The sequence below is a fragment of the Veillonella parvula genome (genome assembly GCF_036456085.1).
Lineage (GTDB): Bacteria > Bacillota > Negativicutes > Veillonellales > Veillonellaceae > Veillonella > Veillonella parvula_E.
Genome location: NZ_CP138632.1, coordinates 653,546 through 665,594, shown reverse-complemented (window position 1 = coordinate 665,594; position 12,049 = coordinate 653,546). Strand labels below are relative to the sequence as shown.

At 38.0% G+C, this 12,049-nt stretch carries 11 protein-coding genes; all 11 read left to right on the top strand.

Going from position 1 to position 12,049, the window contains the following annotated elements:
- The first annotated feature begins 86 nt into the window (after positions 1-86).
- The 11 genes from prfB to obgE all read left to right on the top strand — a co-directional run bounded on the left by prfB (position 87) and on the right by obgE (position 12,043).
- Positions 87-1,194, top strand: a protein-coding gene (prfB, locus tag PK1910_RS03245) for a peptide chain release factor 2 (RefSeq protein WP_206669385.1) whose coding sequence is annotated in 2 segments (ribosomal slippage) — positions 87-143 and positions 145-1,194 — 1,107 coding nt in all. Because the reading frame shifts where the segments join, the coding sequence is not laid out codon by codon here.
- A gap of 8 nt (positions 1,195-1,202) precedes the next feature.
- On the top strand, positions 1,203-1,898 hold the full coding sequence (locus PK1910_RS03240) for an LmeA family phospholipid-binding protein (protein ID WP_004697145.1): 696 nt from the start codon (positions 1,203-1,205) through the stop codon (positions 1,896-1,898).
- A 12-nt stretch (positions 1,899-1,910) separates the two neighbouring features.
- On the top strand, positions 1,911-3,953 hold the full coding sequence (locus tag PK1910_RS03235; protein ID WP_120054738.1) for a DUF5693 family protein: 2,043 nt from the start codon (positions 1,911-1,913) through the stop codon (positions 3,951-3,953).
- Entirely contained in the window at positions 3,946-5,046 is a 1,101-nt protein-coding gene (csaB, locus tag PK1910_RS03230) for a polysaccharide pyruvyl transferase CsaB (protein ID WP_004693157.1), read from the top strand. Before PK1910_RS03235 ends, csaB begins: the two co-directional genes overlap by 8 nt.
- Before the next feature lie 33 nt (positions 5,047-5,079).
- Complete coding sequence (locus tag PK1910_RS03225; protein ID WP_012864276.1) at positions 5,080-5,916, top strand: transketolase; 837 nt, start codon at positions 5,080-5,082, stop codon at positions 5,914-5,916.
- Complete coding sequence (locus PK1910_RS03220) at positions 5,916-6,848, top strand: transketolase family protein (protein WP_004697368.1); 933 nt, start codon at positions 5,916-5,918, stop codon at positions 6,846-6,848. The genes PK1910_RS03225 and PK1910_RS03220 overlap by 1 nt, the downstream gene beginning before the upstream one ends.
- A gap of 14 nt (positions 6,849-6,862) precedes the next feature.
- Positions 6,863-7,549, top strand: a complete 687-nt coding sequence (ftsE, locus tag PK1910_RS03215; RefSeq protein WP_004693165.1) for a cell division ATP-binding protein FtsE — start codon at positions 6,863-6,865, stop codon at positions 7,547-7,549.
- Positions 7,539-8,426, top strand: coding sequence for a permease-like cell division protein FtsX (ftsX, locus tag PK1910_RS03210; protein WP_004693167.1), 888 nt, complete (start codon positions 7,539-7,541; stop codon positions 8,424-8,426). Before ftsE ends, ftsX begins: the two co-directional genes overlap by 11 nt.
- Before the next feature lie 5 nt (positions 8,427-8,431).
- Positions 8,432-9,613 (top strand): murein hydrolase activator EnvC family protein, encoded by a 1,182-nt coding sequence (locus tag PK1910_RS03205; RefSeq protein ID WP_004693169.1) that lies wholly within the window; start codon positions 8,432-8,434, stop codon positions 9,611-9,613.
- A gap of 1 nt (position 9,614) precedes the next feature.
- Positions 9,615-10,754, top strand: a complete 1,140-nt coding sequence (locus PK1910_RS03200; RefSeq protein WP_008600791.1) for a S41 family peptidase — start codon at positions 9,615-9,617, stop codon at positions 10,752-10,754.
- Positions 10,755-10,771: 17 nt separating this feature from the next.
- Positions 10,772-12,043, top strand: a complete 1,272-nt coding sequence (gene obgE, locus PK1910_RS03195) for a GTPase ObgE (protein WP_004693173.1) — start codon at positions 10,772-10,774, stop codon at positions 12,041-12,043.
- The last annotated feature ends 6 nt before the right edge of the window (positions 12,044-12,049 follow it).

Genomic DNA, 12,049 nt, shown 5'->3' with positions numbered 1-12,049 from the left:
CACTGGGCAACGGCCATTTTTCTATTTTGTTAAGGTAATAGTTTATTGATGTAATAGGCTAATTAACTAAAGGTGGTGAACATAAATTGTTAGAAGATTTAAAACCGATTATTTCTAATCTAGAAGAACGTATTTATGGGATGAGGGATTCACTTTAACATCGCTCAGAAGGAAGACCGAATATTTACACTTGATGTACAGATGAGTGATCCTACATTTTGGGATAATCCAGATAAAGCTCGTGAGATTTCTCAAGAGGCCACACAACTAAAAAATGCTGTAGAAAGCTATAAGCAACTTGTTAGTGATATTGAAGATGCTAATATGATGCTTGAAATGGCTATAGATGAAGATGACCTCTCCATGGAGAGTGAAATCAAGGAATATGTTAAGCAAATAGAAGAAACCTTGGAAAAGCAAGAAGTACTTTTATTGTTAAGTGGTGAATATGATGCAAATAATGCTATTTTAACATTTCATGCTGGTGCTGGTGGGACGGAGGCACAAGATTGGTGTTCTATGTTAATTCGCATGTACTTGCGCTGGGCTGAAAAATCTGGCTTCTCCATCGAGTTAATGGATGAACAACCTGGTGATGAAGCAGGGATAAAATCTGCTACATTCCTTGTTAAAGGTGAAAATGCCTTTGGTTACTTGAAGTCTGAGAAAGGTGTGCATCGTCTCGTTCGTATTTCACCATTTGATGCCGCGGCTCGACGTCATACATCATTTGCTGCTGTCGATGTAATGCCTGAAATCGATGATACTGTAGAAATTAATATCGATATGAAAGACGTTCAAGTTGATACATATCGTGCTAGTGGCGCTGGTGGTCAGCATATTAATAAAACCGATTCTGCTGTTCGTATGACCCATAAGCCAACAGGTATTGTAGTACAATGCCAAACACAACGTTCTCAAATGCAGAATAGAGAACAAGCTTTACGTTTGTTACGGGCGAAACTATTTGAGTTAGAGCTCGAAAAGCAAGCTGAACTTAAAGAACAGATTGGAGGTACCTACCAAGCAATTGAGTGGGGGAGTCAAATTCGTTCCTATGTATTCCATCCATATAATCTTGTTAAGGATCATCGTACTAGTGTAGAAACTGGTAATGTTCAAGCTGTTATGGATGGCAACTTAGACCCATTTATCGAAGGTTTCTTAAAAAAAGAGGCTAACTTAACAATTTAGGAGATACTATGAAAAAGTTTTTACTATTCCTATTAGTACTAATTATTGCTCTTGTAGTGGCATCCCAATTTTTATTACCATCTTTTATTGGCTCTCGTATTGAAAGTCAATTAAATGAAACATTGAAACCAACGGCTCAAACAGTAAATGTTGAGGCTCAACCTGCTTTCAAAATTTTATATGGTGAGGTGGATCGTGTTTATGGCACTTTGGAGAATATTAAACTGGGTAAATTGAATTTTGCTAGCTTCCGATTTGATGCTAAACAAATTTTTGTTAATCCAATTTCTTTATTAGCTAGTCAACAAATTGATATCGTTAGTGTTGGGAATGCTAGTATTGATGGGACTATTAATAAAGCTGATTTAGGGACTTTCTTAAGTAATGAAGCAGGTAGTGATATTCAAGACGTACAAGTTGACATTAGTAAAGATAATATCAGCCTAACCGGTAAAATGAATGTAGGCATGGTGTTTAAAGGGGATGTTAAATTAGATGGGAATTTAGAGTTAAAGGGCAATACATTATTGTTTTCACCTAAAAAGTTCACCATAAATGGTGCTACAATTCCTGGTATGACATCTAATGTGTTAGAAAGTACTCAAATTTATGACTTTAACAATTTTCCAATTCCTGTAAAAGCGGAAAGTTTAACTGTTGATAATGGTGAAATTCTCATTAAAGTTAAACCTGTACTCAACTAGAAAGGATTTGTCGTGAATCATCGGAACGCACAAAAAAGTAAGTACTCATGGATTCTTATACTTTGTATTATTATAGGTCTTTTATCTTCCTTATACTTAGTATTTGAACGCCATCAGATTGAGAAATCTCAAAATCATATTGAAAATATTGTAGACTATGATGCAGTTTTACGAGCCAGCGCCTTTGAAAAGCGTAGTCAACAAGAAGCTTTTGATGCATTACGTAATGCTGGTGTGACTGCTTTTGCTATTTATGATCGCACGTTAGAAAAAGCAAAAGATGCGGGCCAAGTTAAAGTATTAAGCTCTGAAGAGATGGACTCTGTTCGTGTTAATGGCGCTGCGATTAAACCTGGGGCGACTTATGTGGCATTAATTTCAGGTAAAGAAGGTTATTATAAAGAAATTCGAGAGGATTTATACCACCGTATTGGCAAGGACAAGGTGAAAGAGCTTAATACAAGTATTGGTCCTGTTCTTGAATTGTATGGTGCAACAGCAGATAGCTATGCAAAGATGAATCTTGGTATTTCAAAGTTGCAAGCACAAGAGGTTGTAGATCGTGGTTTCAATGTTATCGTTCGTCCAACAAACTATAGAAACGTAACATCTGAAGATATTCAATATGTATTTAAACGACTTGAAGGCATTCCTCATGTAACAGGGATGATTTTTGCTGGTAAAGAAGCTCTAGGTGCACCTAATTTAACGGATGAAACATTAGCATTACTAAATAAAAACCATATTCCACTAGTTGGTATCGAAGCTGTAAATCAGTTGCAGTATGAGCCACAACAAGGTTTCTTGGAAATGGCGGCCAAAAATAATTATAGTGTAGGTCGTGTGTATACTATCGCTAAAGAGGAGTTAAAGAAAATTACCCCTGAAGAAGCGGCACAACGCTTTTACATTAGTGATATAGAGCGAAATATTCGTTTTAACTTGTTTCCGATGTATGAAACAGGTATAAATAATGAAACTGTATTACAGACTACAATCAACTATATTAACATAGCTACAGAGAAATTGGCTGTAAAAGGTTATGAATTTGGTCCAGCGGATATTTATCCTGCTTATACACCAAATCCATTATTAGTAGTTATTACAATGATCGGGGCTATAGCACTTTTTGTATATGTTCTACAAATGATGTTACCAATGTCTAAGCATACGCAACTTGTGGCCTTTTTTGGAATTTCTTTGGCATCCATTGTTGTATTTATTCTTACAAGTGGTACCTTAATTACTCAAATATGGGCTCTATCTAGTGCTATTATGGCTCCTGTAGGTGCTATGATACGCTTGATGGAAGAGTGGCGCCGTTATGATGGTGCACGTCCATTAGGTGCCATTAAGTCTACGATTCTTGCCTTATTATATCTTGTAATTGCTGCATTATTTGCTGCTATTGGCGGAATGTATATCGCATCTTTATTGGGCAATACGAAATTCTTTATGGAGTTTGCTCTCTTTAGAGGTGTTAAGTTGACCTTTGTTCTGCCAATTATTTTAGTTATTATTGCGTACCTTCAACGATTCCCATTGTGGAACGGCCGCATGATTAATTCCAAAGAAGAAGCGAAAACATTTGTAGTGGAATTCTTAACTATGGATGTTAAATTATATGTATTCTTTATAATAGCAGCACTTGGTGGTGCAGTATGGGTATTTGTTGGCCGTAGTGGACACACTGCAGGTGTTCCTGTACCAGGCTTTGAACTTATGCTACGTCGTTTTCTTGAAAATACAATGTATGCGAGACCGCGTGAAAAAGAGTTCATTATTGGTCATCCTGCTTTAATGCTAGCTACCTTTGCGTTCATGCGTAAGTGGCCTACAGTAATTCATTTCTTGTTAACTCTAGCTGGTGTTATTGGCATTGCTTCGATGGTTGAAACCTTCTGTCATCTTAGAACGCCAGTGTTCATGTCCATCATGCGTGGTTATGATGGTTTGTTAATTGGCGCCCTTTTTGGAGTGCTTCTTATCATCGCAGTACGGTTTATGATGTACGTAACACAATGGTTCCAAGCTAGGGAGGTTGACCATGAGTAATATTGTTATCTCTGGTTATTATGGCTTTGGTAATGCTGGTGATGAGGCCATGCTTTGTGCTATTATCGATGCTATTCGTAAAGAAGAGGCTGATGCACATATTACTGTAATTTCTGGTAATCCTAAAGAGACTAGTAAAAAGCATAATATTAATGCTGTAGGTACATTCTCTGCATTGGGTATCTTAAAAGCAATTGCTCATTCGGATCTTGTTATTAGTGGTGGTGGTAGTTTATTACAAGATGCTACTAGTATTCGCAATACTTACTATTACTTAAGTATTATGGCGTTAGCAAAGTTGCTTGGGAAAAAAGTAATGCTATACTCCCAAGGTATTGGTCCTTTAAATCGTTCATCAACACGTCGTGCCGTTGGATTTGTATTGCGTTTTGTAGATACTATTACAGTTAGAGATTCTATTTCAAAGGATGAACTAGTTTCTTTGGGAATTGAAGATGTAGAAGTTACTGCAGATGCGGTATTGGCCATGCAACCAGCAGATCTTTCAATTGGCTCTCATATTCTGAAAGGATATATTTCTAAAATATCTGAAGCAGATGAACAACGTAAACGAATTGGTGTAGCGGTTCGTAGTTGGAAAGAGGATACTGAGTATAGAGAATCCTTAGCTAATGTATTGAGCAGATTACAAGAACAAGATAATGTGGAAATTATCTTTATTCCTATGTCACATCCTGAGGATACAAAAGAGGCTAAGATCATTGCCAGCTATATGCCGAATGGCGCTATTGTGCTAGAAGGTCCGTTCTCTACAGAGCAACAAGTGTCATTATCTGGAAATGTGGACCTCATGATTGGTATACGTCTTCACGCTTTAGTTTTTAGTTCTTTAATGGGAAAACCAGTTATTGGTATTTCCTATGATCCTAAAATTACAAGCTTTTTACATATGATTGGTCAAGAGCCTATTGGCACAATGACTCATTTGCGTGAAGAAGCCTTATATCAATGGTGTCATAAATTGTTGAATTCTCGTGAGGAGTATCAAGCATCTTATGACCGCATTGAATCATTGCGTGTAGATTCCCAACGCAATGCAGAAATTGCTATTTCATTACTTAAAGATTATTAATATATTGGATTTTATCCAGAAAGTGAGGTCTCTATGGCTACATTAACACAAGATGTTAAACAATTAGTTCAAGAGAAGGCAAAAGCTATTCGCGTTGGTATTGTACAGTCTGTAACGGCAGCGAAATCCGGTCACCCAGGTGGTTCATTATCTATCGCCGATGTGATGGCCTTGTTGTACTATGTTGAGATGAATGTAGATCCAGCAAATCCAAAAGCTCCTAATAGAGATCGTTTTGTCCTTTCTAAAGGTCATGCAGCGCCTGCACTATACGCTACATTGGCTGAAAAAGGTTATTTCCCTAAAGAAGAACTCTTGAACTTACGTAAAATTAATCATATGTTACAAGGCCATCCTGATATGAAACACACACCAGGTGTAGATATGTCTACAGGTTCTTTAGGACAAGGCATTTCTGCGGCTTGTGGTATGGCATTGGCAGGCAAAATTGATAATGCAGATTACCGTGTATACTCTATTCTTGGTGATGGTGAGCTTGAAGAAGGTCAAGTGTGGGAAGCTGCAATGTTTGCTGGCTTTTATAAACTGAATAATTTGACAGCTTTTGTCGATTTTAACGGTCTTCAAATTGATGGTGATATTACTAAAGTTCTTTCTCCATTACCAATTCCAGAAAAGTTCAAAGCTTTCAATTGGAATGTTATTGAAGTTAATGGTCATGACCTTGATGAGCTTCATAATGCTATTGAAACTGCGAAAGCTTTCACAGAAGGCCCAACATGTATTATCATGCATACTGTAAAGGGTAAAGGCGTTGAAGAGATGGAAGGTCAAGCAGGCTGGCATGGTAAAGCACCAAGTGAAGAGCAAGGTGTAGCCTTTGTTAATGAAATTATGGGGGTGCAATAATGGGTAAAGCAACACGTGAAGCATATGGTAATGCGCTAGCTCGCATTGGTAAAGAGAATACTAATATTATCGTACTAGATGCGGATTTATCCAAATCTACTAAAACAGATACATTTAAAGCTGTGTGCCCGGAACGTTTCTTTAACGTAGGTATTGCAGAGCAAAACTTGATTTCTGTTGGTGCTGGACTTGCAGCGGCAGGTAAGATTCCATTTGTATCATCTTTCTCCATGTTTGCTACAGGACGTGCATTTGAACAAATTCGCAATGCTGTATGCTATCCTAAATTAAACGTGAAAGTATGTGCTACACATGCGGGCATTACTGTTGGTGAGGATGGTGCAACGCACCAAAGTTTAGAGGATATTTCCTGTATGCGTACATTGCCAAATATGACTGTAGTGGTGCCTGCTGATGAGCGTGAAACAGAGGCTGTTATCGAATGGGCTGCATCTTATAACGGCCCAGTATACGTTCGTTTGGGGCGTGCTGGTGTAGATGATGTAACAACAGAAGGCTACTCATTTGTGCCAGGTAAATCTACTATTTTGGTAGATGGTTCTGATGTTACAATTATTGCTTGTGGTGCATTAGTTGGACCTGCTGTAGAGGCATCTAAAACTTTATCTGAATCTAATATATCTGCACGTGTTATTAATATGGCATCTATTAAACCTATTGATGCTGAAGCAATTATAAAAGCCGCTGCGGAAACTGGTGCTATCGTTACAGCTGAAGAACATAATATTATTGGTGGCCTCGGTTCTGCTGTATCTGAAGTAGTAGTATCTAATAAGCCTGTACCTATGGAATTCGTTGGTGTCCAAGATACATTTGGGGAGAGTGGAACACCAAAAGAACTAATGGCAAAGTATGGCTTAACTGCCAATGATATTGTAGAAGCCGTAAAACGTGTAATCGCTCGTAAATAATCAAAGGGGATCCCATGATTGAATTTAAGAATGTTAGTAAAGTCTATGATAATGGTTCTGTTGCATTAGACGATGTGTGTTTAACCATTAACGATGGTGAATTTGTTCTCGTTTGTGGTCACAGTGGTGCAGGGAAATCAACATTATTTAAGTTATTAACACATGAGGTAGTGCCAGATGCTGGTACTGTCATTGTTGATGACTTTGATGTTACGCGTATGAAGCGCAGTAAAATTCCTAAATTGCGGAGAAAGCTTGGCGTTGTATTCCAAGACTTCCGATTATTGCCTAATAAAACGGTAGCAGAGAATATTGCTTTTGCTCTTGAAGTTATTGAAGAAAAACCAAAAATTATTAAAGAAAAGGTGAGTCATGTATTAGACCTTGTTGGTTTATCTGAGAAGGCTAATGATTTACCAGAGGATCTTTCTGGCGGGGAACAACAACGTGTTGCTATTGCGCGTGCAATTGTTAATCGCCCAACAGTATTAATTGCTGATGAACCTACTGGTAACCTTGATCCTGATACTAGTAAGGATATTGTTGAATTGTTTAAGCATATTAACAATTTCGGCACTACCGTTATTATGGTTACCCATAATATGGATCTTGTTTCATACTTGAATAAACGCGTTATTCGTTTAAAAGACGGCCGTGTTCAAAGTGATAATATGAGAGGTGCAGAAATTAATGAAGCCTAGAACGATAAAATACTATTTTAAAGAAGCACTGAAGTCTATGAAACGTAATGGACTTATGACATTAGCGTCCATTTCTACAGTGGCTTTATCCTTATTTATGCTCGGTGTATTCCTTTGTGGTGTCATTAATTTGAATAACATGGCATCCAGTCTAGAAAATCAAGTACAGTTAAGTATTTACTTAAAGGATGGCTTAACAACTGATCAAATTATGGCAGTAGGAAAGCAAATTAAGGCTATACCTAACTTAAAGCATTTAGAATTTGTTAATAAAGAGCAAGCTATGAAGGAGTTCAAAGAACGCCTTGGTGATCAGCAACAATTGGTGAATGCTTTAGGTGATGTAAATCCGTTGCCTAACTCATATGTGTTAACCTTTGATAATCCTAGCGATGTAAAAGCAACTGCAAAATTAGCTACGACATTCCAAGGCGTAGAAAGTACACACTATGGTCAAGATATTGTAGAAGAGCTTTTCCGCATTACGCAAGTAATTCGTATTGGTGGGATTGTATTGATTGCTTTCCTAGCAGCTGCAACACTATTCATCATTTCAAATACAATTCGGTTGACTGTATTCGCACGTCGTAAAGAAATTGCAATCATGAAATATGTAGGTGCTACTAATGGATTTATTCGTTGGCCATTTTTGATTGAAGGCATGTTGTTAGGCTTAATTGGTGCTATCATTGCCGTTCTTTGCGTTGGTGAATTTTATCACTTCATCACAATGGAAGTTTCTGAATCATTAGCATTCTTCCCTTTAGTACCAATGTTCCCATTCTTCTATGATGTAGCCCTTTATATCTTAGGTGGCGGCATAGTAGTAGGTGCTATTGGTAGTACTATTTCTTTGAAACAATACATGAAGGTGTAATGTTTATGAATAATAGTATATTTAAATCTCGCTTCGTAGCGGCAATTTTGACTGGTATAGTGGTATTGGGAACACCATTATACATCGTTGCAGAGGACGAAGATTTAACAAATCAACTTGATTCAATTCAACAACAAGTTAATCAACAAAATGCTAAAAAGGCAGATGCTGAAACTGTAATAGTCAGTGTATCCGAACAGTTACGTCAAATCGAAGAACAATTACGTCAGGCTCAGCAACAATTGGATTCTATTCAACAACAACGTATAGCTGTTGAAAATGATATTACAGTGAATGAAAAATTACTTGCTGAAGCACAAAAGCGACTAGAAGGGCGAGAAGCCGTATTTTATAAGCGTGTACGTGATATTTATATTAATGGTCGTTTAAGTTACTTAGATGTAGTTATTGGATCTAAAGATTTTACAGACTTTGCTAATCGTTTAGAAATTTTAAAACGAATTATTGATTCTGATATTAAATTAATTGAGGAAATCAAAAAAGAGCGCGCTGAAATAGCGGCTCGAAAGCAAGCACTAGAACAGTCTCGCGCAAAACTAGTTGAGCTTGAAAAAGCAGCTGCGGCAAAACGAGCTGAAATAGAGCAAAAGAAGAAAGAACGTGAGGTAGTTCTTCAAAAGGCTCAAAATGATCGTGCTACAGCAATGCAAGCAGTAGAAGAATTAAATGCATCTTCTGCACAGATTACAGCGTTATTGAAAGCACGTCAAGCAGAGCGTGCCGCTGCTCGTGCTGCAGCAGCGGCTCAACAATCTTCACCAACTTACTCTTGGGTACAAGGGTCTGGTCAACTTGGGTGGCCTGTAAGTGGTGAAATTACCTCTCCATATGGCTATCGTACACATCCGATTTGGGGCACTACAATTTATCATTCTGGCATTGATATTGGTGTTGATGAAGGTACACCTGTTCATGCTGCAGATGGTGGTACTGTTGCTTGGTCGGGTTGGATGGGTGGCTATGGTTATGCCGTAGTTATCGATCATGGTAATGGCATGTCTACTCTTTATGGACATAATTCTGAACTTGCTGTCTCTGAAGGGCAAGATGTAGGTAAGGGTCAAGTTATTGCCTATGCTGGTAGCACAGGTAATAGTACAGGGCCACATGTACATTTTGAAGTTCGTATAAGTGGGGATCCTGTGGATCCTATGGGATATTTATAATATGAAATTTGATACACGTACAGTGTTATGGAGTCTATTGAAATATATAGGCTCTGGCATTGTTATTATGTGGCTTACATTTTGGTATCTTTCCGGTTCATTCTGGGGGCTACCAAGATTATTTATAGCCTATTATACTGCGAGTCAAGTTTTTATGACACCTATGGCTAAAACTACCCTTTATGATGGTATGCTAAAGGGGTTAATTGACTCTTTGGGAGAACCGCATAGTGTTTATTTAAATGCAGAAGAATATAAATCTATGAAAATGCAAACATCTGCAACATATGCTGGTGTTGGTATGGTCCTTGGTACTGATGATAAAGGTCTATATGCAGTTAGCGTAATGGAAGACCAACCAGCTTTTAAAGCTGGAATTAAACCTGGAGACCACATTATTGCTATCGATGGACAATCCACTACTGAAATTCCGGTAGAGGAAGCATCTTCTCGTATTCGTGGCGAAGCTGGTACTACTGTATCTCTAGATATTGAACGTAATGGTGAAAAGTTGCATTTTGATATCACTCGTGAATCCATAGTTTTGCCTACTGTTAAAAGTAAAATGCTTACTAGCACAGTTGGATATATTCGTATTAGTCAGTTTGCAGAAAATACCGCAGAAGATTTTGCCACTCAATATAAAGAGCTTCAATCTCAAGGTATGAAGGCTCTTGTCTTGGACCTACGAGATAATCCAGGCGGTTTATTATCTACTACTGAAAAGATATCTAACTATATTATGCCTCCAGGTACACTCGTAACAGTACAAAATCGATCAGGTAAAAAGGATACTTATAAGTCAGATGGACCTGATGTAGCTATGCCATTGGTTGTTTTAGTTAATAAGGGCTCTGCTAGTGCATCAGAAATCATAGCAGGGGCTGTTCAAGATCGTAAATTAGGCACTATCGTAGGTACTAATACATATGGTAAAGGTACCGTTCAAACTATTTTCCCTAGTTTAGATGATGAAGGAATTAAAGTAACTATTGCTAAGTACCACACGCCAAGTGATCGTGTTATTGATGGAACAGGTATTAAACCTGATGTAGAAATCGATTTACCAAAAGGTGTACATCCATCTAGTACATTAGATGATATTCAAATTAAAAAAGCATTAGAGCTATTACAGCAATAATGCATAGGAGTTAAATTATGTTTATAGATAGAGCGCGCGTCTTTGTTAAAGCTGGTGACGGTGGGGATGGTATGTCCAGCTTCCGTCGAGAAAAATACGTTCCAAATGGCGGCCCTAGTGGTGGTGATGGTGGTAAAGGTGCGGATGTTGTTTTTAAAGCTGACAAGAATATTAATACGCTTGTAGACTTTAGATATAAACGTCAGTTTAAGGCACCAGCTGGCGGTAATGGTGAAAGCTCTAATAAGCACGGTCGAGGTTCCGATCCTCTTATCATTCCAGTTCCATTGGGTACAGTAATTAAAGATGAGGAAACAGGAAAAATCTTTTGCGATCTTGTCAACGATGGCGATACCTTTGTTATTGCCAAAGGTGGTCGTGGCGGCCGTGGCAATGCTCGATTCCAAACTAGTGCTAACCGTGCACCAACCTTTGCAGAAAAGGGTGAACCTGGTGAAGAATTCTGGTTACAATTAGAGCTTAAAGTATTAGCTGATGTAGGTTTATTAGGTTATCCATCTGTTGGTAAATCTAGTATTTTGCGAAAAGTATCTAAAGCTCAACCAGAGGTGGCAGCATATCACTTTACTACACTAACACCAGTACTTGGGGTAGTTACAATTTCTGGAGATCGTAGCTTTGTTTTGGCCGATATTCCGGGCCTTATTGAAGGGGCTAGTGAAGGTGTAGGTTTAGGTCACAATTTTCTACGTCATGTTGAACGTACGAATATTTTAATTCATGTTCTAGATGTATCTGGTATGGAAGGCCGAGACCCTAAGGTCGACTTTGATGCGATTAATGAAGAGTTACGTAAATACTCTGAAAAATTGGCTAATAAGAAACAAATTGTAGCTCTCAATAAGATCGATATGGTCTTTGATGACACGACGATTCCCGAAACAAAAAAATATTTTGAAGATAAAGGCTATGAAGTATTTCTCATTAACGCCTTAAGTGGTGAAGGTTTGTCAGAGCTTATGGAACGAGCTTACTACTATGTAGAAAACTACGAACCAGAGCCTGAAGCAAATGATGACACAGTTGTATACGAAGCAAAACAAGATGTAGAATTTGTCATTACTCGTGGTGATGATGCTGCTTTCTACATTACTGGTAAACGTATTGAACGATTAGTAGCTATGACAAATCTTGACGATGATCAATCTCTTCGTAGATTTCAACGCATTTGGCGCTTTATGGAGCTTGATGCAAAATTGAAGGAAAAAGGCTGTAAAGACGGTGATGAAGTTGTAATCGGCGATCAGCGCTTTACTTTCCAAGAGTAGGAGTAA